The sequence below is a fragment of the Mesorhizobium sp. AR07 genome (assembly GCF_024746815.1).
Classification (GTDB): Bacteria; Pseudomonadota; Alphaproteobacteria; order Rhizobiales; family Rhizobiaceae; genus Mesorhizobium.
Genome location: NZ_CP080525.1, coordinates 81004 through 105250, shown reverse-complemented (window position 1 = coordinate 105250; position 24247 = coordinate 81004). Strand labels below are relative to the sequence as shown.

The window sequence follows — 24247 nt, the reverse complement described above, 5'->3', positions numbered from 1 at the left end:
CTCACTCGTCCATGATGTGCTTGAGGCCGGCGCGGAAATAGTCGTAGCCGGTGTAGAGCGTGACCAGAGCCGCGATCCACAGCAGCACCAGCCCGGTCTGGGTGGTCAGCGGGAAGATCTTGTCGCCGGCAGGCCCCGCCAGCAGGAAGGCGATGGCGACCATCTGGATGGCGGTCTTCCATTTTGCCAGCTGCGTCACCGGCACCGAGACCTTGAGCGCCGCCAGATATTCGCGCAGGCCCGAAACCAGGATTTCGCGGCACAGGATGATGATCGCCGCCCACAGCGACCATCCCGCAATACCGGCATGGCGGTCGGTGTCGGCAGCCAAAAGCAGCAGGCAGGTCGCGACCAGCAGTTTGTCGGCGATCGGGTCGAGCATCTTGCCGATGTTGGAGGTCTGCTGCCAGGCGCGCGCCAGATAGCCGTCCAGGTAGTCCGTGATGCTTGCGAGCAGGAAGATGATCAGCGCCGACCAGCGCGCGAAATCGCTCGACTTCAGATGTCCCTCGAGAAAAAAGCACAGCACCACCAGCGGCACCGCGACGATGCGGGCGTAGGTGAGCATGTTGGGCAGGTTGAATGCGCGCTTGGCCATGTCTGGGGAACTTCTTTCTGCCTGCCTACTCAAATCAGAAGCTGTTGTAGGGGGTCAACAGGCCAAAATCGATTGGCCAGCCGAAAAGCACGAACCGCCGCGCACTTTTGGGGACATGCATCAGCTCCCGTCGAAATAATTATTCACGACAAATTGCGCAACTTTCCCGCCGCCTCGCTAAAACATCGGCGGATACCTACGAACGTCGCAATGTCCCGAAGCCTGCAACCGCGCCGCCGCGCGCAACTCGGCAGCACGTTTCGTGCATCGCTTTCCGCAATACAGCTTCTGGCCATTGTGGCGCGTTCGCTTCATGCGCTTATCGCAGATCACGCACGACAAGGGTGGTCTCGGCGGCTTCGGCTTCCTAGGCATCTATGCCGCTTTAGCACGCTTTGGTGCGACATAGGCCGCGCCGTATGCCATTGGATGCCAATCCCGAAACGCCCGGACGGCGCAGGCCGTCCGACCAACAGGCAGACCTGACTCCCATACATTTTCAACTCTCATGAAAATGATTGTAGACCAGTTTCGCCACCTGTTCGGAAATACCGTCCACCTTCCTCAGATCCTCGATGGCGGCACGGCTGACCGCCTTGGCGGTGCCGAAATGCATGAGCAGCGCCCGCTTGCGGCCGGGACCGATGCCGCTGATCTCGTCGAGCGGGCTCTTGACCATCTCCTTCTTGCGGCGCGCACGGTGCGAGCCGATGGCGAAACGGTGCACCTCATCGCGCAGCCGCTGCACGAAATACAAAACGGGATCGCGGACCGGCAGCGAAAACGAGTCCCTGCCCCTGACGAAGAAGCGCTCGCGGCCGGCGTCGCGGTCCTGCCCCTTGGCGATGCCGATGGCCACGACGCGGTCCTCGATGCCGAGATCGGAGAGGATTTTTCGTACCGCCGTCATCTGGCCCTGGCCGCCGTCGATCAGGATGACGTCGGGCCAGGCCGGAAAACTGCCGGAAATGTCGTCCTCGATGTCGTCACCCGCTTGCGCCGCAGCCGCGTCGTCGGTCGCGACATCGCCATGCTCCTTGAGCAGCCGCGAAAAGCGTCGCTCCATCACCTCGCGCATCATGCCGAAATCGTCGCCAGGCGTGATCTCGGTCGAGCGGATGTTGAATTTTCGGTACTGGTTCTTCACGAACCCTTCCGGCCCGGCGACGACCATGGCGCCGACGGCATTGGTGCCCATGATGTGCGAATTGTCGTAGACCTCGATGCGCACCGGCGGCTTGGCAAGACCGAAAGTCTCGGCAAAACCGGCAAGCAGCCGGCCTTGTGTCGAGGTCTCGGCCAGCCGGCGGCCGAGCGCCTCGCGTGCATTTTGCAAGGCGTTGTCGGTCAGGTCCTTCTTCTCGCCGCGCTGCGGCACCGAGATCGCGACCCTGCGGCCGGCGCGGGTCGACAGCGCCTCGGCCAACAATTCCTGATCCTCGACGGCGTGCGACAGAAGAATGGCGCGCGGCGTCGGTTTGTCGTCGTAAAATTGCGCCAGGAACGAGCCCAGCACCTCGGCGGCTTCCAGCGCCGGATCGGCCTTGGGGAAATAGGCGCGGTTGCCCCAGTTCTGGCCGGTGCGGAAAAAGAACACCTGGATACAGACCTGACCACCCTCCTGATGGATGGCGAAGACATCGGCCTCGTCGACGGTCGCCGGGTTGATGCCCTGGTGGCTCTGCACATGCGACAGGGCCGCCAGCCGATCGCGATAAATGGCGGCGCGCTCGAAATCGAGGGTCTCCGAGGCCTGCTGCATGGCGGCCGAGATTTCCGTCTTCACCTTCTGGCTGCGGCCCGACAAGAAGTCCTTCGCCTCGCCGACCAGTTCGGCATAGTCCGCGGCCGAAACCTCTCCGGTGCAGGGGCCGGCGCAGCGCTTGATCTGGTACAGAAGACACGGCCGCGTGCGGTTCTCGTAGAAGGAGTTGGTGCAGCTGCGCAGCAGGAAGGCGCGCTGCAGCGAGTTGATGGTGCGGCCGACGGCGCCAGCCGAAGCAAAGGGGCCGAAATAATCACCTTTGCGCGACCGCGCGCCGCGATGCTTGTAGATGCCGGGCGAGACATGGTCGCCGGTCAAGAGGATATAGGGAAACGACTTGTCGTCGCGCATCAGAACATTGAATCGCGGCCGCAAGCGCTTGATAAGATTGGCTTCGAGCAACAGCGCTTCGATCTCGGTGCGGGTGACGACGAACTCCATCGTCGACGTCTCGCGCACCATGCGGCCGATGCGGCTGGTGTGGAACCGGCCTTGGGCATAATTGGTGACGCGCTTCTTCAGGCTGCGCGCCTTGCCGACATAGAGCACGTCGCCGGCGGCGTTCATCATGCGGTAGACGCCGGGCGCATTGGGCAGCCGCTTGACCAGCGTCTGGATCACCTCGGCACCGACCATGCCTTCGGCGTCGCCGGCATGCGGCGCCCAGTCGATGGCGGTGAAGGCGACATCAGGCCCAGCAGGCGCAACAATCTCTTCCGCCGCCTCGTCCTCAAGGTCGATATCGGGGGGCAGATCGTCGGCGGCGCCGCGCGGCTTGCTTTTGTGGTCTACAGGACTCATTCCGCCATGCCTGTCACATCGGGCGTCTGCCATGCAAGATGCTGGCCGCCATCGAGCGCGATCATCTGGCCGGTGACGGAGCGCGCTTCCCAGAGATAGCGGATGGTGGCGCCGAATTCCGGCAATTCGGGGCCGCGCTTGAGGATCAGGCCATCGAGCTGTGCGGCAAAATCGCTGTCGTCCTGGCGAACATTCTTCAGGGTCGGCCCTGGGCCGATGGCATTGACGCGGACGCGCGGCCCAAGAGCCTGTGCCATCATCTGCGTGGCCGTCCACAGCGTCGACTTCGACAGCGCGTAGGAGAAATAGCGCGGCGTCGGCCGCCAGACGCGCTGATCGATCATATTGACGATCAGACCCTCCTGCCCTGCCGGCAATGCCCGGACAAAATTCTGCGCCAGCAGCGCCGGCGCCTTCACATGAACGGCAAAGTGCCGGTCCCAGGCCCGCCAGTCGAAGTCCAGGACCGAATCGTCCTCGAACAGGGACGCATTGTTGACCAGCAGCGAGATCGGTCCAAGCGCCGCATCGGCCTGGCCGACGAGGTCGCTGACGGCGTCCATATCGGTCAGGTCGGCGGCGACCACGGCGGCGCGGCCGCCGGCCCGGTTGACCAGGCCGGCCAACGCATCCGCCTCATTGCGTGAACGGTTACAGTGGATGGCGACGGCAAAGCCGTGGGCGGCGAGATCTTCGACGATCGCCCTGCCGATCCGTTTCGCCCCGCCGGTCACCAGAGCCGTGGCAGTGGCTTTGCTCATATGGTGTCAATCCTCAATTTCGGTCCGAAAAAACGGTGCCGGCGAAATATGGCCCGGCATGCGTTAAATGGCGTTCGCACCTGGGGCAGCATTGTGGCGAAGCGGCCGATCCGGGCTCCCGACTCGTCTTGGACTCGGAACCACCCAAGCGCAATATAGGACGCTGGACTCCTTGCACCAAGCGGTGTGCAGCGCAGCATGGAACGGCTCCTGCCATTTCGCTGTTGCGAAGATGCAACGTCAAGGTTCCGCCTCATTCGCGCCGGGGAATGACCCAAGTTCAGGTTCGCTTCAGCCGTATTTTGACACGACATTTAGAACCGACGAACGCCAGATCCGTTTCACCCCCCGGACGGGTCGATGGCGATCGTGAGAAACAAGCCTGTGTCCTGTGGCTTAAGGAGTAAAGAACAATGCAAGCCAATTTCAAATTCGCACGGCCGCTGGCCGTGGCGCTCGGGCTCTTCGCCCTCAGTGGAACCGCCTATGCCGCGGACGTCGTCCAGGAAGAGCCGCCGGCACCCGCGCCGGTTGCCGAACTTCCGGTCGCTTCGTGGGCAGGCCCCTATGCCGGTCTCAATGTTGGCTATGGCTTCAGTGGCCGTACCAAGGAAAAGGATTTCGGCATTGACACCACTACCAAGGGCTTCGTCGGCAGTGTCTTCGGCGGCTACCAGTGGCAGCAGGAGAACTTTGTGTACGGCGGTGAAGCCGAACTTGGCTACAACGGCGTCAAGGGTAGCGACAACGGCATCAACTCCAAGGGCGGCTTCGAAGGCTCGCTGCGTGCCCGCCTTGGCTACGCCGTGACCCCGCAAATCCTGCTCTATGGCACCGGCGGTCTCGCCGGCAAGAGCCTGAAGGTGGAGGATACCGTCCTGGGCGCCAGCGATAAAGCTACCATGCTCGGCTGGACCGCGGGTGTCGGCACCGACATCAAGCTGACCGACAATGTGTTCGGCCGCGTCGAGTATCGCTACACCGATTTCGGCAGCAAGGACTTCGGTGGCGGTATCGGCAAGGTCAAGGCCACCGACAACCGCGTCACCTTCGGCGTCGGCATGAAGTTCTAAGTCGTTCAAGCCACGACACGAAAAAGCCGGGCCTTTGCGCCCGGCTTTTTTTGTGTCCGATGGGTCAATGGGTGATCAAGCGATCATCCCGGGGATGATCAAGCGATCATCCGGGAATACAGCCTTTCAGCTCCGGAAACTTCTCGTCGAAGCGTGCCGCCCAGCGCGTCAAGCGGGCGCGGCCCTTTTCCCACTTTCCGGCAAAGCGCAGTGAGAGATAGCCAAGGCAGGCGCGCAAGGCCATGTGGCCAGCGGTGATCTTCTTCGGCAGCTTTGGCGGGTTGGCGTTGAGCAGATCGAGCGCTGCCGTGATCTTCGCCCATTGCCGGTCGAGCCACGGCTGGTAGACTATTTCCTCCGGCCGCGTGCGCCGCTCATAGACCATCGACAGCGCGCAGTCGCAAATGCCGTCCGCCAGTGCCTCCAGCATCTCCGCCTCGAGCCGCTTGTCGGGATTGCGCGGAAACAGCGCGCTCTTCGAAACACGGTTGAGGTGCTGGGTAATGGCACGGCTGTCATGGATCGAGCGGCCATCATCGAGCATCAGAACCGGAATCTTGCCCAGTGGATTGGCGCCGATCAGTTCGGCCGGTTTGTCCTCGGTCTTGACCGGCACGAGATCGATGGCGATGCCGGCATAGGCTGCTGCCATGCGCACCTTGGAACTATAGGGAGAAGAAGAGGCATAGAGCAGTCTGGGCATGATCGGGTTCCTGTTCGCCGGCCGGCACTTTCAACCGGGAGCGACTGGCCGGCAATGGCCAGGCGACGAAAAAACCAGCTGCCAGAAAACCGGCGATGGTTTCCTGCCATGACCATCGTGACCAGGCTACGGGCGAATACGCGATCCACACGGGATCAAGAAAACCGCAACAGAGCGGAACGGCCGGCCCTGCTTCAATGCCTTGCAGCCCCGGCCTCGCGGCGGGGCATTCGTATCATGACCAGGCGCGAAGGAAACCCGAACCGCGCGAGCAAACGAGGCAGCCTGTCCGGCGCCTCGCTTTGCTGCCCTGGTCCTCTTCCTCCACGATGCTGCGCATAGCCCGAAAACCGCTTGCGATTTCCGGAATGAACATGTGCCGTTTGCAGAAGTCGGAGCCTTCTCTGCGCATCCAGCAGGACACGCAGGCTCCAACAAGTCCTGGTCTACTTCTTGGCCGGCGCCTTCGCCTTTGCCGGTGCTGCCTTGGCCTTGGGGGCCGCGGCTTTCTTCACGGCGGGCTTTGTCGCAGCAGCCGCCGCTTTCTTGGCCGGTGCTGCCTTGGCCGCCGGCTTTGCCGCTGCCTTAGCAGGCGCCGCCTTCTTGGCAGCGGGTTTCGCCGCCGCCTTGGCTGCTGCCGGCTTCTTGGCCGGTGCTGCTGCCTTTGCAGCCGGCTTTGCCGCTGCCTTCGCGGGCGCTGCCTTCTTCACTGCCGGTTTTGCCGCGGCCTTTGCTGCTGCCGGCTTCTTGGCCGGTGCGGCCTTCGCAGCAGGCTTTGCCACTGCCTTCGCGGGCGCTGCCTTCGGCTTGGCCGCGGGCGCTGCCTTTTTCACTGCTGCCGCGACCTTCGCCGTCGCGGCTTTCACGGGTGCTTTCTTTGCCGGTGTCTTGGATGCCGGCGCCTTAGACGACTGCTTCGCCATGTCATGCCCCTTGCGTTACGCCGACGGCCGTGAATGACCTCGGCGGGCAATGCATATCTGACTCGCGGCTCTCTAGCCAGCGAAGCAATAAACTGATTTTCGCAGCTTAAACTTTGGTTACAGCGGACGATCTACACGGATCACGAGAGCAAGGCGACGACCGATTGCTGCATCACCTTGTCAAGCATGGTCTCATCGCCCGTTCGCCACGAAGAATTGACAGATGACTCTACATCGCAGAGTATTCTACGAGAGATGCGGAGTGCTTCGATGTCGATCGCACAAGAGCAAGCGACGCTGTCGCTGTCCGAGATCGCCGGGACGGCGTCCCATGGCATCGACCTCATCGGTGATCGTTTCTGGCTTCGCTGCATCGGAGCCAATTCATGAGCGCCGACGAAATCATCCATCAGAGCACGCGGCTCAGGATCATGGCCGCCCTGAACGCGCTGGAAAGGCGCGAGGTGCTGGACTTCACCCGGCTGAAGGCCATCGTGGGCGCCACCGACGGCAATCTCGGCGCGCATCTCGATACGCTGGCCAGGGCTGGCTATATCGATGTCGAAAAACTGTTCGTCGGCCGCCGGCCGCAGACGCGGGTCAGGGCGACGACGAGTGGACGGCGCGCATTCCGCGGTCACGTCGGTTTCCTGCGCAAAATTTTCGATCAGGCCGAGGCGAAGCCGCGCAGAAAATAGCGCTGCGATTGCGTGAAACTCCTCAGCGCGCGGCAAACACTGCGACGCGGCGCCGATCATAACACCGCCCGCCGCGCGGTTGACCCGGCTCGCTGCTACCAGGAAGGCGCCCGCCGCCGATCGAGTTGCGGGCGCGAAAAGGAAACGAAACGGGAAAGCCGCGTTTAGCGCAGGACGCGGCAGCGGCCGTTGTAGACCATCCAGCGGTCGAATCCCGAGACGCAGAATTCGACATTGTCGCCGATCGAGGCAAAACCTTGGCCCTCTTCGATCAGGTACCAGATGGTGCGATTGCGGCCATCGGACAGGCTGACGGTGGCGCCGCAGTAGCGGCGGCCGATCGGCCAGCTTTCGTTGGCCGCCAGATAACGATGCTGGTGGATGCGCCGGAAATCGGTGATCTGCACGTCCGGCAGATGCGGCACATTATGCACCTGGTGGGAGAAGCGGCTGGTGATCTTGTTCAGCACCCAGGGCTGGCCGCAGACGCCGCCATCGTCGTCGGAATAGACGCCAAGGTCGGCGGCCTGGACCGCTTGCGTGACGCCGAGAGGCGCGGCTAGCGGCGTGCAGAGCGAAATCAGAGCAGCAAGTGCGGATTTGGCGAAGCGAGTCATGGCAGCCTCATATGGTCGGTTGCGCGCACTGTGCGGATTCGCTTGGCGGCGGTCAAGCGGTTGCTCTGACGATGGTGAACAGCCTTGACCTGGCGTCCGCAGCTTTTTCGCCACCCCGGCATGCCCGCAACGCATCTTGCTGTCCCTGGCGATCAAGCCTGCTCGCCGGCCAGCCATTCCAGCGACCAGTGCGCCGGCTTTCCCACGGCGAGCACTCTGTGCAGGGCCGGCAGCAGCGTCCGCAGTTCGCCCTCCAGCGTGAAAGGCGGGTTGACCACCAGCAGGCCGCTGCCGTCGAGGCTGGGTTCCGAAGACGCGGGCCTGATCTCGAACTCTATGTCGAGCAACTTCGGAATGCCGGATTGCTTCAGCGCCTTGCGAAAGGCGATGATCGCCTTGCGGTCCTTGATCGGATACCACAGCGCATAGATGCCGCCGGGCCAGCGCTTGTGCGCCCTTATGAGCCCGTCGACGAGGCGGTCGAACTCGCCCGCTTCCTCGAACGGCGGATCGATGAGCACCAGGCCGCGCTTTTCCTTCGGCGGCAGATGCGCGCCGAGCGCCAGCCAGCCATCGAGCTCGATGACACGGGTCTGGAAATCGCCGGCAAACAGCGTCCTCAACCTGCCTGCATCCTTGGGATGCAGTTCGATCGCCGACAGCCGATCCTGCTTGCGCATGAGATGGCGTGCGATCAGCGGCGAGCCCGGATATTTCTGGATGCCGCCATCTGGGTTGAGCGACCGCACGGTTTCCAGATAAGGCGCGAGCAGTGCCGCCACCGGCGCGGCGAACGAGGCATCGATCAGACGACCGACGCCGCCTTGCCACTCGCCGGTCTTCTGCGCCTCGATCGACGACAAATCGTAGCGGCCGATGCCGGCATGGGTGTCGATGACGCGAAACGCCTTGTCCTTCTGCTTGAGATAGTCGAGCAGCCGCGTCAGCACGACATGCTTGACGACATCAGCGAAATTTCCGGCGTGGTAGGCGTGGCGGTAGTTCACGTGGTGCCCCTGCCCCAGCGCGGCGGTGGCGGCTGCGAGTTCGGATTTTCCGGCCGGCCGCCGCCAAAGCGCAAGGTCAGCAAGAACCCGATCAGGCCAATCGCCATCAGCGCGAAGCCGACCGGCCGCGCGCGGCTGTCGATCTCGCCGGCACCGGAGCGCAGGATCAGATCGACCGCGCGCATCGGAATGTCCTCGGCATCGCCCGGGCCGACGGTGAAGAGATACTGACCGGGGCTGACTGTTGGAATGAGGCCGGCCTCATCGCGAAAAATCTTGTCGGGCAGTTGCGGGCTGGCCTGGCGCGGGTTGTCCGAATGGTTGAACCGCAGCGTCGAGGCGAGCACCGTGCGGCCATTGGTGGCCGATGTCAGCGTCAGCACCGTGCGCTGCTGCGAAACGATGCGCTCGGCCCTCGCGGTCAGATCGACCAGCACCCGCACCGGTGCGTCGCGGCCGGCGAGCGGCACCGTCACCGGCTTGAAGCGACCCTGCTCGTAGACCCGCCACGTACCGATCTCATGGCCGGAGAAATTGCTCATCGCAAAGGGATAGATGAAACTGGCGCCGATGCCGGCGAGCAGGATCAGGACAAAGAGAAAGCGCATGCATATCACCACAGGTAACGCAAACACTGCCAATAGCGTCCCGACGATCAAAAGGCGATGGCCAGATGAAGTCAGCGGGACTGCGTTGCCAATGCTTGCGATTTCGCGCAACGCTCGCTGCGACTGAAACGATCGCGACATTCCCTTGATGTGCCATGCCGAATAGGACCGTGCTGGTCACCGGAGCCCGGGCGCCGGTGGCGCTGCACCTGGCGCGCCTGTTTGACGGCGCAGGGTGGCGGGTGATCCTGGCCGACAGCCCTGCCCGGCCGATCGCGGCGGCGAGCAAGGCATGCGCGGCCTATCACCGCCTGCCACCACCGCGTTTCGCCGGGGATGCCCATGCCGATGCCGTGGAGGCGCTGGTGCGCGCCGAAGCCGTCGACCTCGTCATCCCGACCTGCGAGGAGATCTTCCATCTCGGCCAGATCTGGCGCGACCGCGCCATGCCGGCCCGGCTGTTTGCGCCCGGCATGGCGCTGTTGACGCAGGTGCACGACAAGCACACTTTCATTCGGCTGGCGCAAAGCCTCGGCCTCGCCGTGCCGGAGACAACGCTGCTGCAAAGCAAGGACGATCTGCAAACCGTGCGCGGCCAGTCGCGCGAGCTGGTATTCAAGCCGGTCTGGTCGCGCTTTGCCAGTCACGTCCTGCTGCGCCCGTCACCGGACGAACTCGACGCCATCACCCCTTCACCCGCGGTCCCGTGGGTGGCGCAGCGTTTTGTCATCGGCGACGAGATCAGCGCCTATGCGGTGGCGCTAAACGGAAAGCTCAAGGCGCTGGCGCTCTATAGCTCTCTCTACCGCGCCGGCAAGGGCGCCGGCATCTGTTTCGAGCTGGTCGAGGACGCCGCAGCGCGGCACTTTGTCGAGCGCTTCGTTGCCGGCACAAAATGGACCGGCCAGATCTCCTTCGACCTGATGCGCGAACAGGACGGCCGGGTGTTGCCGCTGGAGTGCAATCCGCGCGCCACCAGCGGCCTGCATTTCTTCCGCGATCCACAGCGCTTCGCCGATGCGGTGCTCGATGGCGGCGACGAGGTAAGGCCCGACATCACCACGCAGCAGACCGTGCGGCTGGCGATGTGGATCTACGGATTGCCGGCGGCCCTGCGATCTCGGCAGATCGGGCGCTTTGCCCAGGCCATGCGCGATGCCGGCGAATTGCTCGACTGGCCCGGCGATCCCGCGCCGAAACGGGCGCAGTGGCGCGCGCTGGCCGAGGTCGCCGGCATCGCGCTGCGCCAGCGCATCAGCCTGCAGACCGCGTCGACGCGCGACATCGAATGGAACGGGCCGCTTCAGGGCTGATCCCCGTTGAATCCTAGAGTTCAATCTGGTGGATTTGGGGGGCTGCGGCGGCCGACGGCATCTTGCCGTCCATGATGGCCGCGATGTCGCGGCGCAGGAAATCCAGCGGACCGATGGCCGGCAACACTTCAGGCGGGAAACGCGCATTGTCGCTCGCCGATTTCAAGACCTTGCGATCCTGCTCCAGCGCAATGTTGAACAACGGCTTGAAGGCGAGCGCCTTGAGGTGGCCGAGCCCGCCCCGGCGCTGGCCGATCAGCCAGCCGACGCCCTCGACGGTCCGCTCATCGGCCTGGCGCAGATGGAAGGTCGTTGCCAGCACGAGGCCACCCTTGCCCCAGTACTCCAGCTCGGCGATGCCGGGGTGGCGGAAGCGGCCGATGGTCTTGGTGCGCTCGCCTTCCAGGAGCCGGCTTATCAATCCTTGCTGGCGCTCTTCGCCGGTATAGCAGGCTTCGACCCAGCCCTCGCCGCCGGTGACCTCGACACGGACCAGATGGCGTTTGGCGCTGAGGCCGCGCAGCAGGCCCTTGTGGGTGAAATGCGTATGCGTGGCGTCGAGAATGTTTTCCGCGGCGTCGATGACCGTCGATTGCGTCGAGGAGCGCACGCGCCGCACGATCACATCCTGGCCCTGCATGCAGTGGAGATAGGGTTCGCCCACGGGGGAGCCGACCGCGACGAAGACAACGCCATCGCGCTCGATCGCATGATAGCGCCGCACCCGGTGGTGCGGCATCGCGCCGAAATGGCCGGGAATGGCGGTGCAGCGGCCGTCGCCGTCGAAGCGCCAGCCGTGATAGGGACATTCGATATCGCCCTGGACGATCTTGCCGGTCGACAGTTCGACCAGCCGGTGAGCGCAGCGGTCGAACAGGGCTGATATCCCAGTGCTCGAGCGGAACAGCACGACCGGCGCGCCATCAAGCAGGATGCGCTTTGGCTTGCGGCCGACATCAGCGGACAGCGCCACCGCCTGCCAGTGGTCCTTCGACCCGCTCTTCTCCTGGCGTCCGCTCAAAGCTCAAATCTCCGAAGCAACGGTATGCCGATCAGCGCCAGCACCGTTTCCATGATCCGCACCGCAAGGCGACGGCCAAGTGGCAGATGACCGACATAGACGGCATTGTACTCGATCGCCGGCACGGCGCCGCGCCGGCGTTTGAAGTCGGCGGCACCGGCGCTCATGTTGAAGAACAGGCCGCGCGCCGTGGCGTGGTCCTGTGCCATTGCCATTACCATGCGGTAAAGCGCGTCATTGATCGGCAGGCTGGTGTCGTAGCCGACGATGGGCTGGGTCAGCGTCCCGCCGTTCTCGAACAGGCCGGTAACGGCGACGAGCCTGCCGCCGCCGTCTCGCAGGCCGGCAAGCCGGAGGATGCCACGGCGATGCATCTCGCCGATGTATCGGGCCGTGTAGTGCGGATTGAGCGGCGTGTATTTGTCGAGATAGAGCATGGCGTAGAGCTCTTCGCTCCGGATGTAGTCGGCTTCGCTGAAGTCACTGTCACCGACGACGCTCAGAGGCGTGGTGCGCAGCCGGGTGCGGTCGCGCTTCATGTCGCGCGTCATCGGCGGCGCCGCACTTCGATCGGCGAAGATATAAATCTGCCGCGCCGCCAGCATGCGAAAACCTTCAGCCCACAGTGCCGTGATGGTCGAGGGATCAGCGATCTCATTGAGCGAACGGATGACAATGGCGCGGTCGGGGAAGCACGCCGTCAGGCCTGCCCGTATCGCGGCGATCGCAGGCCGCTCGAGTCGTGGCACCGGATTGGTCGAAAAGAGCCAGTTGTTGACCTGCACCTGGTGATCGAGGCCGCTCGCCTTGACCAGCGGCGCGCAGGCACGGATCAGCGCGCGAACCGTCCGCTGCAGCAACGGGCTTGCAGCGAAGTTGCGCGTCTCGTCGATGGCATAGTCGATGTAGGCGCTGGATGGACAGCAGATGTAGCAGTTCGGCGCTTCGCTGGCGTCGTTCAATGTCAGCGGAAAGGCGCGCCCGGCGACCTCGAAAGCCTCGACCTTGACCGACAGGTTGCGCACGAGGTCGCGCACCGGAACCTCATTGAAAAGCCCGACGAAGGCCTCGACCTGGCGCGCGCTGTTCTCGACCCGGTCGGCCTGACTTTCGTCGACGATTGCGAGGCTCACGGCGCCGCCTCCGGCGTCAGCCGGCATTCGACGCGGCGCAGTTTTCGGGTGGTCTCCAACGACAGTGGCGCGCGCACGAGTTTGACCGCGGCGATCGCCTGGCGCGAAGCCAACAGCGCGCACACCGCCGCCAATGCGGCTTGTGCCGCGTCGTCTGCAAGGTCGGGCGCCAGCCGCAGTTCGACGGTTTCCGGCACGGTCTGGATCAGCCGAAAGTCGTCGATACGGCGATCAGCCTTCAGCACCGCGTTGCGCAAAATGTCTGGCGTGACCAGGATCGGTCCATGCACGGAAGCGAGCCGGAAGGCGTCATCCATGCGGCCGACGATCTCGTCCACCGTGCGCAGCGGCGAGCCGCAGCGGCAATGCGCCCTGGACAGGCGCAGCAGATCGTTCATCCGATAACGCGCCATGATCTGCGTCTGCCGGCGAAAGGCGGTGACCAGCGGCGTGACCAGGCCGTCGCCAATCGGCTCGAACTCGAAGAACACCGAATCTTCCGCCAGATGCAGCCCGCCTTTCCGGCACGTGACCGCGAACAACCCTTCCGTCGCCATGTAGATCTGGTCGAGCTTGTGCCCGAAGAACGTCTCTATGACCGGCCGGTCGACCGGGTCCAGCGTTTCGGCCGCCGAGAAGACGCGGACCGGCGCCAGCCGGAAGTTTTCGGTCGCGAAGTGCCGCAGCATCCTGGGCGGTGCGATGACCACCGTCGGCGCGAAATCCTCGAGTGCCTCGCGCCAGCTTTCCGGACCGAGCGTCAGGTCGAAGAAGCCGAGCTCGATGCGCCGGGATTGGCGGGCGCTGTCATAGAGCTCGGTGTTCTGCGGCAGGATCACCGCCACGCGCTGCCTTCGCCAGAGCAGATCGGGAACGGCTTTTGCCAGGATCGCACCCAGCCAGCGGTATTTCTCGGCCTCGGAAATGACGAACAGGCCGCGATTGCCCGATGTCCCGGTGCTGGCGCCGACGGTCAGCTCGCCGAGGCGGCCATCGGCGGAAGCGGCGGCCCAGGCATCGCGAGCCGACACGCCGCCGATGTTGAAGCGCTCGAAATTCGCCATCAGCAGCGCCTTGTCGGTCACCGGCAAATCGCCGAGATGGCGCGGCGCCTTGCCATAGAAGGGCGCCAGCGGCAAGTCGCGGTCGAGCCAGCGGCGCAAGGCGCGCGCCTGCCAGCGCTCGAAGTCCTTGCGGCTCTTGCGCGACACCCATCGGGTGACGGCAAACGATTTGAGCGCTTCGCCGAGCCCGTTCATCCGCCCTCGCTGCCCAGATCGTATGGCGTCGGCTGCGGATCATGGCAGAACATGACCTCGCCGCCGACCGCAAGAAAACGCCGCAGCCCGTCGCTGGTCGGCTCGATGGCGGCGAAATCCTCGGCCAGCAGGCTCGCCGGAAAACCGGGCGTACGCTTCTCCACAAGGGCTGCGAGCAGCCATTGCACATCGACCGCGTAAAGCAAAGGACGCTCCGTTTCGGTGAACAACAGGCCGAACTGGCCATCGGCATGGCCGGGCAAGTCGACCGCGACCACGCTGCCGTCGCCGAACAGATCGGCGCCGCCAGGAATGCCGCCGCGCGGCGCGATCCGTGCCTTCGTGGACAGCCCGTCGAGCCGGTCCTCGAAATCCGCTGGAAACAGCTCGGTGAACACGCCGTGGCGCAAATTCTGCCAGGCCGTGCGCGCCTTCAACCGCGACCACGCGGCATCGCTGGCAATAAAGCGCGCATTGGGGAACAGCGACAGGCCGGACATGTGATCGGCATGAAAATGGGTGACGATGACCGTGCGCACATCCTGCGGCGTCAGGCCGAACCGTGCCAGCACCGGCAACGGTTGCTCCGCCGCATTGAGCCGAGGCTTCAGCACCGCGCCATAGAGGCGCAATGCGGCGCTGCGGCCGTCCCCGCTGATCGCTTGCGGCGTATAGCCGGTATCGATCAGCATCGGGCCGGCCCGGGGATGGATGATGAGCCCATAGCGGACGCGCAGCCGCACGCTCGTCCAGCTGCCGCCGCGCAGGATCAGCCTTTCGGCGGCACTGACCCAGGCGCTGTTGGCGAAGACGATTTTCACGCTGCCCTCCCGATTGCGCCCTGATTTTCCGTCTTACCAAATGTGCGATCGAGCCCCTCCTCGAACGACACTCTCGGCGCCCAGCCAAGGATGCGGCCGGCCTTGGCAATATCGAGGCTCTGGGCATAGGCGAACAGGCCGAGGCCGTAGCGGGTGACCGGCGGTTCAGGCTGGCCCGGCAAGCGCAGCGCCACCGCCTCCATCACGCCCGCCGCCAGCATCGCCGGCCACAAGGGCATTTTTCGCCATCGCGCTGTCAGACCTGAGCGGGCGCAGGCGTCCTCGGCGATGCGGCGCACCGGCAGCACCTCGCCACCCGAGACGTTGAAGATCTGGCCGTCGGCGGCGCTGCCGGCCGCGAGGGCCGCGAACACCGCGTCGACGACATCATCGACATGGGTGAGGTCGATGCGCGCCTGGCCGTCGCGAAACAGCGGCAGCGGACGCTGCCGCGCCGCGCCAAGCAGGCGCGGCAGCAGCGCGCGGTCGCCGGCGCCATAGATGCCGCGCGGCCGCAGCACAACCGGCCCGATCCCGGACATCGCCAACACGATCCCCTCGCCCTGCCGCTTGGTGCGGGCATAGGCGTTGACCGGCTCGGGCAAGGCCATGTCCTCGGACACGCCGAGTTGGTCGCGAAAGGCGAAGCAGACCGAGGGGCTGGAGATCTGGACGAAGCGGCGCACGCCCTGCCGCCGCGCGAAATCGACCAGATTGCGGGTTGCCGTGACATTGGCCGTCTCGAAGTCCGCCGGCCTGCCGAAGGGTGCCGAAAGCGCCGCGCAGTGGACGATGGCATCGGGTTCGCCGAAAGCGGCGTCGACCGCCGCATCGAACGGTTGCGACAGGTCAATACGGACGACCGCATGGCCGGCGGCTTCGAGCGCCGCACAGCGCCCGGCATCGCGGCCTTGTGCCAGCACCGACATGCCGACTGCTGCCAGCCGCGCCGCGACATGCGCGCCCAGAAAGCCGCTGGCGCCTGTGACGAGCACGCGCCTCATGCCCGCAACGCCATGCCGCCGAACGACACGCCGGCCGATGTTCCAAGGAAGAGCACTTTTGTGCCCGGCGCGATGCGCCGCTCTCGGCGGGCAATGTCGAGCGCGAAGGGAATCGAGGCTGCGATCTGGTTGCCGTAATGCGCCGCGATGTCGACGAGCTTTTCCGGCGCAAATCCGGTCTGGCGCGCCATGTGAGCCAAGGCAAAGGGGCTGGCCTGGTGCGGCACGACGAGGTCGACATCCTCATGCCGCCAGCCGGCCCGTTCCAGCAGGTCCGTCACGAAGCCGTTGAAATGGCGCGAGGTCACGCGAAACAGCTCCTTGCCGTCCATGTGGAACAAAGCGTGGCTGGCAAATTCCTGCGGCTGGCGATGGAAATCGAAGCGGGTACCGCCGGAACCGATGCCGCAGGCCTCATAGGCCGACGGATAAGTGCGCATCAGACTGGCCACCACCTCGCTTTCCCCGGGCGCCGACCGGCACAAGACAGCCGCCGCCGCGCCGTCGCCAAACAGGGCCGCGATTTCCGGCTGGTCTTTCCACGGCAAGGCACGTGAGGCGATTTCCGAGGAGAAGACCAACGCCCGTTCGCATTGCCTGGCCTCGATCATGCGCCCGGCGGTCTCGAAGGCAGTGAGGAAGCCGAGACAAGAGCTGTTGACGTCGAAAGCCGCGGCCGAGCCATCGGCCATGCCCAACCGCTGCATGACCAGCGGCGCGGTCGACGGCAATGGCTGGTAAGGTACACCGCAGCCACCGACGATAAGATCGATATCGCCGACCTCGATCCCGGCATCGGCGAGCGCCAGACGCGCCGCCGCACAGGCTAGGTCGACCTGCGATTCCGCCTCGCAGACATAGCGCTCGATGACGCCGGTGGCGGCTTCGAGCTGGCCATGGCCGAGCCCCAGCCGCTCGTCGAGCGCGCGCGACGTCACGCATGCTGCCGGCACGGCGCGCCCGGTCCCGATGATCTTGATCCGCATTCTCAGCCCGCCGCGTGAGTTGCGCTTTTTCCAACACTTAAATCGGATCGTTCGGCCACAACAGTGTCGTTTACAAGACGGGCGCCGATGCCCCTTTTACGCCTTGCGCTCCCAGCGGCGGTCCGGTGTCTGCTGCCAGTAGGTGACGGCATGGCCGGCATCCTTCATCGTCTTCCAGTGCCCCCGCGCCGCCTCGACCTGGGCGGCGTCATGGCCGTCGAACAGGAACACGGCACGCTCATAGCCGCCAAGCTCGGGCGGTACCGCGCCGTCGACCAGGAAGCGGATTTTCGCATCGTTCGGATTGCCGTCGCCGGTGGTCAACAGGATCGGCTGTTCACCGGGATAGGCCTCGCGATCGGTCGCGTGCGCCAGGAACGAATCGTCGCGGAAAGTCCACAGATGCTGGTCGAGCGCATCGCGGCGCTCCTCGGTGCCGGTCTGCACCACGGCGCGCCAACCGCGATCGACGCTGCGCTCCAGGAGGCCGGGCAATGCATCCTCGAGCGTCGATTCGGTCAGGTGGTAGAACAGGACGTCGGCCATCGCTGCAGTCTATACCGGTTGTATCAGCTCACTGCTCATAATTGTCGTGCACCAGCCGGTCGAGCAGCCTGACACCGAAACCGGAAGCCCAGGACTGGTTGATCTCATTCGACAGCGAGCCCATCGCCGTGCCGGCGATGTCGAGATGCGCCCACGGCGTCTCCTTGACGAAGCGCTGCAGGAACTGCGCGGCGATGATGGCGCCGCCATAGCGGCCGCCGATGTTCTTCATGTCGGCGTTCTTGGAATCGATCAGCTTGTCGTATTCGGCGCCGAGCGGCATGCGCCACAGCCGCTCCTGCGTCGCCTGGCCAGCCGCCGTCAGCCTCTCAGCCAATTCGTCATTGTTCGAAAACAGGCCGGCATAGTGCTGGCCAAGCGCCACCATGATGGCGCCGGTCAGCGTCGCCAGATTGACCATGAATTTCGGCTGGAAGCGGTCGTTGCAGTACCACAGCGCGTCGGCCAGCACGAGGCGCCCTTCCGCGTCGGTGTTGAGCACCTCGATGGTCTGGCCCGACATCGAAGTGACGATGTCGCCGGGGCGCTGGGCATGGCCGTCGACGGCGTTTTCCACCAGCCCGATAATGCCGACGACGTTGGCTTTCGCCTTGCGGGCGGCCAGCGCATGCATCAGACCGGTGACGGCGGCGGCGCCGCCCATGTCGCCCTTCATGTCCTCCATGCCCGAGGCTGGCTTGATCGAATTGCCGCCGGTGTCGAAGGTGACGCCCTTGCCGACGAAGGCGACCGGGCTGTCCTTCGGCTTGCCGCCGTTCCACTGCATGACCGCCATGCGGGCGCCGCGCGGCGAGCCTTGCGCGACGCCGAGCAGCGAGCCCATGCCGAGCTTCTTCATCTCCTTCTCGGCCAGGATCTCGACCTTGACGCCGAGCGCCTCGAGTTCCTTGGCGCGGGCGGCGAATTCAACCGGCCCCAGCACGTTTGCCGGTTCGTTGACCAGGTCACGCGCCAGAAGTACGCCGTCGATCACCGCCTCGGCGTCCGCGAAGGCCTTTTTCGCAGCGGCCGGATCGGCGGTGTGGATTGTGACCTTGACGGGCTTTTTCGGCTCCGCCTTGCCGTTATCCTTGTCCTTCCTGGTCTTGTACTTGTCGAAGGAATAGCTGCGCAGAAGAATGCCCGCCGCAAGGCTTGCCGCGTCCTTGCCGCTCGGCGAGGCGCCGACAATTTCGAGCACCACCGCTGCATCTGTCGCCTTGCGCAGCGACGCGGCGATTGTGCCGCCAAGCTTCAGCCAGGCATATTCGTCGAGCCCCGACACCTTGCCGGCGCCGACCGCCACCAGCCTGTCGAGCGACGTTGCTTCGGGTGCCAGCACTTCCACCACGCTGGCGAACTTGCCGGTGAACTCGGCCACCGGAAAGGCCCGCTCCAGCGTCTTGCCGGGATCGCAAGCCTTGGCGGCGTCGCTCAGGCCGTCCTCATCCGCCGACAGCACGAAGACGCTGCCCTTCTTGGGCGCGGAAAATTTGGCGAAGGCGATCGACGGTCTCTGGCTCATCATGTCCTGCTTTCGGGGAATGCATAGCTTTTGGGGAAGCGGTTCGAAGCGATGCGCGACATTTGGTCGTTTTCCGGCATTTGGCAAGACTTTGCCGAATTCGCATCCCATATCACCTACGGAATCGATGACGATTCGTCGCGGCACGGCTCCGCTCTTTGCCGCAACCTGTTGTTAACCATCGATGTTCGCCCTTTCTTATCCATTCGCAACGACACTCCGGCACGCCGGGGCGGGTGACTTGGGTCGGGACCGGACCGATCACCTGATGGAGCCAGTTGTGCAGGCGCCGCCGGACAGCTACCCTTGCGTGGTGGCATGATGCCGTTCGAAAAGATCGAGAAAAGCCTTCATGAAGGTCATTGAACGCTACATCATGCGCCGCACTTTCGTGGTCTTCATGGCCGCTCTGGTGTGGACGCTGGCCATCGTGTGGACGACGCAGGTGCTGGCCAAGATCGATCTGGTCACCGACAGCGGCCAGTCGTCGCTGACCTTCTTCGAGGTCGCCGCTCTCATCCTTCCCTCCATCATCCCGATCGTCGTGCCCTTTGCGCTGGTGGTGGCGGTGGCACAGACACTCAGCGTCATGAATTCGGATTCCGAGCTTGCCGTCGTCAATGCCGCGGGCGCCTCGCGCTGGACGATCGTGCGGCCGATCATGCTTCTGGCCCTCGCGGCAAGCGTCTTCTCCTTTGCCGTCGACAACGGCATCGACCCCTATGCACGGCAGAAAAACCGCGCCCTGGTGGCGGCGTCGCACGCAGATCTGTTGTCGCTGATCATCCAGGAAGGCACCTTCCGCAAGATCGAGGACGGGCTGTTCCTGCAGATCGGCGAGCGGCTTCCCGACAATCGGCTGGGCGGCATCTTCGTAGCGGATTCGCGCGAAGAAGGGGTCAACCTTGTCTACTACGCCAAGACCGGCAACATCATCGAACGCGGCGGCGAAAAGGTGCTGATGATGAATGACGGCGTCATCCATCGCAAAACGCTGACCGGCGACCTGTCGGTCATCCGGTTCACATCCTATGCCTTCGACATGTCGGCCTTCATGGCTGCGGCTTCGGAGGTGACGCTCCTGCCGAAGGACCAGACGACCCAGTACCTGCTCAATCCAAACCCCAACGACAAGAGCTACCAGCAAATTCCCAACGAATTCCGGGCCGAACTCAACCAGCGGTTTTCGGAATGGACCTATTCCATGGTCTTCGCGCTGATCGCGCTCGCGGTCGCCGGCGACGCGCGCTCGCACCGCGAGGCGCGCATCAATCCGCTGATCACGGCGATCGCCATATCGCTGTTCGTGCGCTGGCTGGGCTTCTTCGCAGCCAGCAAGGCCGATGAGATTCCGGAATATGCCTATATGGTCTATGGCGTGCCAATTGTGGCTTCGGCGGTGGCGATCTGGTTCATCGTCTCCAACCGGACCATGGAACTGCCGATAGCCTGGGCGGACTGGATGACGAACTTCGCCACCCGCATCGGTGATAGCTGGACCGCGCTGAAACTGCGTTTGTCCAGGAGCGGTGCTTCAGGGCAAGGGGTCAGCTGATGGGCTGGACGCTGGGCCGCTATTTCTTCTTCCGCTATGTGACGATCACCGTCTGGTTCTTCCTCGGCCTGCTGGCGCTGGTGTTCCTGATCGATTTCACCGAGCTTTCCGGCCGCACCACCGGCCTGCCCGGCTTCACTTACGGGACGGCAGTGGCCATTTCCGCGCTGCGGATGCCGATGATCATGCTGCAGACTGTGCCGTTTGTCGGTCTCTTCTCGGCGATGGCGACGCTGGTGTCACTCAACCGGCGCTACGAGCTGGTCATCGCGCGTTCCGCCGGCGTTTCCGCTTGGCAATTCCTGCTGCCGTGCTGCATCGGAGCGTTGCTGTTCGGCGTCCTGTCGGTCGGCGTCATCAACCCGCTCGCCGCGCACGCCTTTTCCTGGTCCGAGCAGATCGAAACCGAGCTGCGCTCCGGCAAGTCGAACACGGTTTCGGCCGATGCCGCGCCCTGGATTCGGCAGAAAACCAGTTCCGGGGACACCATCATCGGCGCGCGGGCCATCCTCAACCAGGGCCTGGAGATGGCCGATGTCGTCTTTTTCGTTCTCGACCCGCAAGGCAACATCGTTGAGCGCAAGGACGCCGCGCGTGCCTTCCTGCGCGACGGTTATTGGGAATTGCAGGACGTCAAGACGTTCCAGAACGGCACGATCCAGGCGTCGGCTAGCGATCGCGTGCCGACCAATCTGAAGCCCGAATTCGTGCAGGAGCGGCTGGCGCGCCCCGAAACCATCCCCTTCTATGACCTGCCCGGAAAGATCGAGGTTGCCCGCTCCTTCGGCCTCAAGGCAAATGCCTTTGCCATGCAGTTTGATTCGTTGGTGGCGTTGCCGTTTCTCCTCGTCGCCATGACGCTGATTGCGGCAACGGTTTCAATGCGATTTGCTAGGATGGGGCAGTCGGCGACGATGATTCTGGGTGGCATCGTCGCCGGGTTTCTGCTTTATGTCGTTTCGGTGCTGGTGAAGGCATTCGGCGTGGCGGGGTTCGTGCCGACTGTCGTGGCAGCCTGGGTGCCGGTCGTGGTGGCTATGTTCTTTGGGGTGACTTTCCTGCTATACAAGGAAGACGGCTAGTGAGGGAGGCGTTTTTGCCCAGCAACAGGCAGGCCGGTTTGGCGCGCCTCTATGCGGCGACCGCCTTGGCGTGCGTGCTTGCCTGTGCCGTTGCGATGCCGGCACTTGCGCAGGACGTTGGCGACATGGCGGCGAAGGTTCCGGCCGGCTCGCAGATGCTGCTGGCCGCCGACACGCTTGTCTACAACAACGACAACCAGACGGTGACCGCCGTCGGTGGCGTGCAGATCGATTACGGTGGCAATCGCCTTGTCGCCCAGCGGGTCGAATACGACCGCAACACCAAGCGAATGGTGGCGAGCGGCAATGTCGAGGTCATCAACAGCGACGGCACCAAGATCAATTCGCAACATATCGACATCACCGATGATTTTGCCGACGGCTTCGTCAACGCGTTGCGCGTCGAAACCGTCGACAAGGCCTATTTCGCCGCCGAAAGCGCCGAGCGCATGGGCGGCGTGCTGACCACGTTCCACAATGGCGTCTACACCGCCTGCGAACCGTGCGAGGACAAGCCCGACAAAGCGCCGACCTGGCGCGTCAAGGCCAAGCAGATCATCTGGAACGGCGAGAAGAAGACGGTTCGCTTCGAGAACGCGAATTTCGAGTTCTTCGGCTTCCCGATCGCCTATCTGCCTGCGTTCGAGATTGCCGACCCGACGGTGAAGCGCAAGAGCGGCTTCCTGATCCCCAGCATCGTCTACAAGAGCGATCTCGGCGTCGGCGTAAAGGTTCCCTATTATTTCGCATTGTCGCCGACCTATGACCTCACGGTCACCGGCACGGGCTATACCAAGCAGGGCTTCCTCGGTGAGGCCGAGTGGCGCCAGCGCTTCGACAATGGCGCATACAGTTTGAAGATCGCCGGGATTCAGCAGCGGGATCCCGATGCCCTTATTGACTCGGCTTCTTTCCCCGGCACCTTTGGCCACAACATCAATTCGGGCGAAGTTGGCGATCCGAACAAATTCCGCGGCATGATGGGCACCAAGGGCCAGTTCGCGATCAATCCGCGCTGGAATTTCGGCTGGGATGTGCTGCTGCAGACCGACAAGAACTTCTCGAACACCTACAACATCAACAACTACAACGACAGCGTCCATCAGTCGTCGCTCTACCTGACGGGTCTCAACGGCCGCAACTATTTCGACCTGCGCGCCATGCACTTCGAGGTGCAGGAAAATACGCCCAACAGCAATATCGCCTCACGCAGCAACCAGCAGCCCTGGGTGCTGCCGTCGCTCGACTATGCCTATATTCCCGACGTGTCGGTGGCCGGCGGCCAGTTGTCGCTCAATGTCAACGCCCGCGTCATCCGCCGCGACGATCTCGATCAGACCTACTTCACCCCCTACACACCATCGTCGGGTGTCCAACGTGTCCGCGGTATCGAAGGCGAATCTGGACGTCTTACCGCCGAGGCCGAGTGGAAGCGGAGCTTCGTCACCGATGACGGGTTGGTGCTGACGCCATTGCTGGCGTTGCAGGGCGACACCGACTACGTCAATGCATCGTCGGCTTCGCTTACCGCCGTCAACCAGATGGCAACGAATTTGGGCCAGCAGGACGATATGCGCTCGTCGTTTGCCCGTTACATGGCGACCGCTGGGCTTGAGATGCGTTGGCCCGTGCTGTTTTCGGGTGCCAATTCGAGCCATGTGTTCGAGCCGATGGCGCAAGTCTTCATGCGCCCGAATGAGCAATATGTCGGCGGTCTCGCGGTCCCCAACGAAGACGCGCAAAGCATGGTCTTCGACGCGACCACATTGTTCGAACGCGACAAGTTCTCCGGCTACGACCGTGTCGAAGGCGGTTCGCGCGCCAATGTCGGCCTGCGCTATTCCGGCTCCTATAACAATGGCTGGGGCACCAATGCCATTTTCGGCCAATCCTATCAGCTCGGCGGCGAGAATTCCTTCGCCGCGCCAGATCTGGTCAATGTCGGTGCCTATTCGGGCCTCCAGACCAGCACATCGGACTATGTCGGCCTGTTCGGCGTCAACAGTCCCAACGGATTCGCGGCCTCGGTCAGCGGCCGTTTCGACGAACGGAGCTTTGAGATGCGCCGCGCCGAGCTAAAGGCCGCCTATTACGGCCTGCCGGTGTCGCTGACCGCCAGATACGCCTTCATCCAGGCACAGCCGCTTTACGGTTTCACGACCGATCGCCACGAGGTCACGCTTGGTGCGTCGACAAATCTCAACCAGAACTGGCGCGTCTTCGGGTCCGGGACCTACGACATCCAGCAAAGCGTTCTGGTCAGCGACGGGGTCGGCTTCGCCTACAATGATTCCTGCTTCACCTATCTGATGACGTTCTCGCAGTCGCGCGACCTGAATACCAGGCAAGTGTCGCAGACCATCGGCTTCAACCTGTCGTTCCGCACCCTCGGCGATTTCGGCTCGTCGAGCAGTGCCTTCGCCACCACCCAGTAACAGCCGGCGACAT

Annotated in this window: 23 protein-coding genes; 7 read left to right on the top strand and 16 right to left on the bottom strand. The window is 63.8% G+C overall.

Annotation, left to right across the window (positions count from 1 at the left end):
- Nucleotide 1: 1 nt before the first annotated feature.
- The 3 genes from pgsA to BPNPMPFG_RS00525 form a co-directional block, all read right to left on the bottom strand.
- On the bottom strand, nt 2-598 hold the full coding sequence (gene pgsA / locus BPNPMPFG_RS00535) for a CDP-diacylglycerol--glycerol-3-phosphate 3-phosphatidyltransferase (RefSeq protein ID WP_023673449.1): 597 nt from the start codon (nt 596-598) through the stop codon (nt 2-4).
- Nucleotides 599-1097: 499 nt separating this feature from the next.
- Nucleotides 1098-3164 carry an excinuclease ABC subunit UvrC gene (gene uvrC / locus BPNPMPFG_RS00530; RefSeq protein WP_258592743.1) on the bottom strand — a complete coding sequence of 689 codons (2067 nt, stop codon included), beginning with the start codon at nt 3162-3164 and terminating at the stop codon, nt 1098-1100.
- On the bottom strand, nt 3161-3925 hold the full coding sequence (locus BPNPMPFG_RS00525) for an SDR family oxidoreductase (protein ID WP_258592742.1): 765 nt from the start codon (nt 3923-3925) through the stop codon (nt 3161-3163). The genes uvrC and BPNPMPFG_RS00525 overlap by 4 nt, the downstream gene beginning before the upstream one ends.
- Before the next feature lie 413 nt (nt 3926-4338).
- On the opposite strand from BPNPMPFG_RS00525, the gene BPNPMPFG_RS00520 reads away from it, so the two are divergent.
- Nucleotides 4339-4998, top strand: a complete 660-nt coding sequence (locus tag BPNPMPFG_RS00520; RefSeq protein ID WP_258592741.1) for an outer membrane protein — start codon at nt 4339-4341, stop codon at nt 4996-4998.
- Nucleotides 4999-5104: 106 nt separating this feature from the next.
- Here the strand turns inward: BPNPMPFG_RS00520 and BPNPMPFG_RS00515 are convergent, their stop codons facing one another.
- Both BPNPMPFG_RS00515 and BPNPMPFG_RS00510 read right to left on the bottom strand, forming a co-directional pair.
- Nucleotides 5105-5701: a glutathione S-transferase family protein gene (locus BPNPMPFG_RS00515; RefSeq protein ID WP_258592740.1), complete on the bottom strand. Its 597-nt coding sequence runs from the start codon at nt 5699-5701 to the stop codon at nt 5105-5107.
- Between the two features lie 446 nt (nt 5702-6147).
- The gene (locus tag BPNPMPFG_RS00510; RefSeq protein ID WP_258592739.1) at nt 6148-6624 is read right to left on the bottom strand and encodes a hypothetical protein; all 477 of its coding nucleotides are present in this window, start codon (nt 6622-6624) and stop codon (nt 6148-6150) included.
- A gap of 386 nt (nt 6625-7010) precedes the next feature.
- On the opposite strand from BPNPMPFG_RS00510, the gene BPNPMPFG_RS00505 reads away from it, so the two are divergent.
- Nucleotides 7011-7322 (top strand): transcriptional regulator, encoded by a 312-nt coding sequence (locus tag BPNPMPFG_RS00505; protein WP_258592738.1) that lies wholly within the window; start codon nt 7011-7013, stop codon nt 7320-7322.
- A gap of 164 nt (nt 7323-7486) precedes the next feature.
- Here BPNPMPFG_RS00505 and BPNPMPFG_RS00500 read toward each other — a convergent pair whose 3' ends face one another.
- From BPNPMPFG_RS00500 to BPNPMPFG_RS00490, 3 genes are all read right to left on the bottom strand, one after another.
- On the bottom strand, nt 7487-7939 hold the full coding sequence (locus tag BPNPMPFG_RS00500; protein WP_258592737.1) for a hypothetical protein: 453 nt from the start codon (nt 7937-7939) through the stop codon (nt 7487-7489).
- Between the two features lie 152 nt (nt 7940-8091).
- Nucleotides 8092-8946, bottom strand: a complete 855-nt coding sequence (locus tag BPNPMPFG_RS00495) for a 23S rRNA (adenine(2030)-N(6))-methyltransferase RlmJ (RefSeq protein ID WP_258592736.1) — start codon at nt 8944-8946, stop codon at nt 8092-8094.
- The gene (locus BPNPMPFG_RS00490) at nt 8943-9554 is read right to left on the bottom strand and encodes a hypothetical protein (RefSeq protein ID WP_258592735.1); all 612 of its coding nucleotides are present in this window, start codon (nt 9552-9554) and stop codon (nt 8943-8945) included. The genes BPNPMPFG_RS00495 and BPNPMPFG_RS00490 overlap by 4 nt, the downstream gene beginning before the upstream one ends.
- A gap of 155 nt (nt 9555-9709) precedes the next feature.
- On the opposite strand from BPNPMPFG_RS00490, the gene BPNPMPFG_RS00485 reads away from it, so the two are divergent.
- Nucleotides 9710-10867 (top strand): ATP-grasp domain-containing protein, encoded by a 1158-nt coding sequence (locus BPNPMPFG_RS00485; RefSeq protein WP_258592734.1) that lies wholly within the window; start codon nt 9710-9712, stop codon nt 10865-10867.
- Between the two features lie 13 nt (nt 10868-10880).
- Here the strand turns inward: BPNPMPFG_RS00485 and BPNPMPFG_RS00480 are convergent, their stop codons facing one another.
- The 8 genes from BPNPMPFG_RS00480 to BPNPMPFG_RS00445 all read right to left on the bottom strand — a co-directional run bounded on the left by BPNPMPFG_RS00480 (nt 10881) and on the right by BPNPMPFG_RS00445 (nt 19162).
- On the bottom strand, nt 10881-11888 hold the full coding sequence (locus BPNPMPFG_RS00480) for a Rieske 2Fe-2S domain-containing protein (RefSeq protein ID WP_258592733.1): 1008 nt from the start codon (nt 11886-11888) through the stop codon (nt 10881-10883).
- Nucleotides 11885-13021: a GNAT family N-acetyltransferase gene (locus tag BPNPMPFG_RS00475; protein WP_258592732.1), complete on the bottom strand. Its 1137-nt coding sequence runs from the start codon at nt 13019-13021 to the stop codon at nt 11885-11887. The genes BPNPMPFG_RS00480 and BPNPMPFG_RS00475 overlap by 4 nt, the downstream gene beginning before the upstream one ends.
- The gene (locus tag BPNPMPFG_RS00470) at nt 13018-14280 is read right to left on the bottom strand and encodes a F390 synthetase-related protein (RefSeq protein ID WP_258592731.1); all 1263 of its coding nucleotides are present in this window, start codon (nt 14278-14280) and stop codon (nt 13018-13020) included. Before BPNPMPFG_RS00470 ends, BPNPMPFG_RS00475 begins: the two co-directional genes overlap by 4 nt.
- Entirely contained in the window at nt 14277-15101 is an 825-nt protein-coding gene (locus BPNPMPFG_RS00465) for an MBL fold metallo-hydrolase (protein ID WP_258592730.1), read from the bottom strand. The genes BPNPMPFG_RS00470 and BPNPMPFG_RS00465 overlap by 4 nt, the downstream gene beginning before the upstream one ends.
- Complete coding sequence (locus BPNPMPFG_RS00460; protein ID WP_258592729.1) at nt 15098-16105, bottom strand: NAD-dependent epimerase/dehydratase family protein; 1008 nt, start codon at nt 16103-16105, stop codon at nt 15098-15100. Before BPNPMPFG_RS00460 ends, BPNPMPFG_RS00465 begins: the two co-directional genes overlap by 4 nt.
- Complete coding sequence (locus BPNPMPFG_RS00455; protein ID WP_258592728.1) at nt 16102-17091, bottom strand: 3-oxoacyl-ACP synthase III family protein; 990 nt, start codon at nt 17089-17091, stop codon at nt 16102-16104. The genes BPNPMPFG_RS00460 and BPNPMPFG_RS00455 overlap by 4 nt, the downstream gene beginning before the upstream one ends.
- A gap of 96 nt (nt 17092-17187) precedes the next feature.
- Nucleotides 17188-17637, bottom strand: a complete 450-nt coding sequence (locus BPNPMPFG_RS00450; protein WP_258592727.1) for a DNA polymerase III subunit chi — start codon at nt 17635-17637, stop codon at nt 17188-17190.
- Between the two features lie 28 nt (nt 17638-17665).
- Nucleotides 17666-19162 carry a leucyl aminopeptidase gene (locus BPNPMPFG_RS00445; protein WP_258597025.1) on the bottom strand — a complete coding sequence of 499 codons (1497 nt, stop codon included), beginning with the start codon at nt 19160-19162 and terminating at the stop codon, nt 17666-17668.
- Between the two features lie 51 nt (nt 19163-19213).
- Here BPNPMPFG_RS00445 and BPNPMPFG_RS00440 point away from each other — a divergent pair, with 51 nt between their 5' ends.
- The 4 genes from BPNPMPFG_RS00440 (at nt 19214) to BPNPMPFG_RS00425 (ending at nt 24234) form a co-directional block, all read left to right on the top strand.
- Complete coding sequence (locus tag BPNPMPFG_RS00440; RefSeq protein WP_258592726.1) at nt 19214-19402, top strand: hypothetical protein; 189 nt, start codon at nt 19214-19216, stop codon at nt 19400-19402.
- A 112-nt stretch (nt 19403-19514) separates the two neighbouring features.
- Nucleotides 19515-20717, top strand: a complete 1203-nt coding sequence (gene lptF, locus BPNPMPFG_RS00435; RefSeq protein WP_258592725.1) for an LPS export ABC transporter permease LptF — start codon at nt 19515-19517, stop codon at nt 20715-20717.
- Complete coding sequence (lptG, locus tag BPNPMPFG_RS00430) at nt 20714-21799, top strand: LPS export ABC transporter permease LptG (protein WP_258597023.1); 1086 nt, start codon at nt 20714-20716, stop codon at nt 21797-21799. The genes lptF and lptG overlap by 4 nt, the downstream gene beginning before the upstream one ends.
- Nucleotides 21799-24234 (top strand): LPS-assembly protein LptD, encoded by a 2436-nt coding sequence (locus BPNPMPFG_RS00425; RefSeq protein ID WP_258592724.1) that lies wholly within the window; start codon nt 21799-21801, stop codon nt 24232-24234. Before lptG ends, BPNPMPFG_RS00425 begins: the two co-directional genes overlap by 1 nt.
- Nucleotides 24235-24247: the final 13 nt, after the last annotated feature.

Bases quoted from the DNA above. Each gene is read 5' to 3' on its own strand.
- BPNPMPFG_RS00470 (WP_258592731.1), bottom strand. From the start codon at position 14,280: ATGAACGGGCTCGGCGAAGCGCTCAAATCGTTTGCCGTCACCCGATGG.
- BPNPMPFG_RS00455 (WP_258592728.1), bottom strand. From the start codon at position 17,091: ATGCGGATCAAGATCATCGGGACCGGGCGCGCCGTGCCGGCAGCATGC.
- uvrC (WP_258592743.1), bottom strand. From the start codon at position 3,164: ATGAGTCCTGTAGACCACAAAAGCAAGCCGCGCGGCGCCGCCGACGAT.
- BPNPMPFG_RS00520 (WP_258592741.1), top strand. From the start codon at position 4,339: ATGCAAGCCAATTTCAAATTCGCACGGCCGCTGGCCGTGGCGCTCGGG.
- BPNPMPFG_RS00445 (WP_258597025.1), bottom strand. From the start codon at position 19,162: ATGAGCCAGAGACCGTCGATCGCCTTCGCCAAATTTTCCGCGCCCAAG.
- BPNPMPFG_RS00440 (WP_258592726.1), top strand. From the start codon at position 19,214: ATGCGCGACATTTGGTCGTTTTCCGGCATTTGGCAAGACTTTGCCGAA.
- BPNPMPFG_RS00505 (WP_258592738.1), top strand. From the start codon at position 7,011: ATGAGCGCCGACGAAATCATCCATCAGAGCACGCGGCTCAGGATCATG.
- lptF (WP_258592725.1), top strand. From the start codon at position 19,515: ATGAAGGTCATTGAACGCTACATCATGCGCCGCACTTTCGTGGTCTTC.
- pgsA (WP_023673449.1), bottom strand. From the start codon at position 598: ATGGCCAAGCGCGCATTCAACCTGCCCAACATGCTCACCTACGCCCGC.
- BPNPMPFG_RS00515 (WP_258592740.1), bottom strand. From the start codon at position 5,701: ATGCCCAGACTGCTCTATGCCTCTTCTTCTCCCTATAGTTCCAAGGTG.
- BPNPMPFG_RS00510 (WP_258592739.1), bottom strand. From the start codon at position 6,624: ATGGCGAAGCAGTCGTCTAAGGCGCCGGCATCCAAGACACCGGCAAAG.
- BPNPMPFG_RS00525 (WP_258592742.1), bottom strand. From the start codon at position 3,925: ATGAGCAAAGCCACTGCCACGGCTCTGGTGACCGGCGGGGCGAAACGG.
- BPNPMPFG_RS00490 (WP_258592735.1), bottom strand. From the start codon at position 9,554: ATGCGCTTTCTCTTTGTCCTGATCCTGCTCGCCGGCATCGGCGCCAGT.
- BPNPMPFG_RS00460 (WP_258592729.1), bottom strand. From the start codon at position 16,105: ATGAGGCGCGTGCTCGTCACAGGCGCCAGCGGCTTTCTGGGCGCGCAT.
- BPNPMPFG_RS00450 (WP_258592727.1), bottom strand. From the start codon at position 17,637: ATGGCCGACGTCCTGTTCTACCACCTGACCGAATCGACGCTCGAGGAT.
- BPNPMPFG_RS00485 (WP_258592734.1), top strand. From the start codon at position 9,710: ATGCCGAATAGGACCGTGCTGGTCACCGGAGCCCGGGCGCCGGTGGCG.
- BPNPMPFG_RS00500 (WP_258592737.1), bottom strand. From the start codon at position 7,939: ATGACTCGCTTCGCCAAATCCGCACTTGCTGCTCTGATTTCGCTCTGC.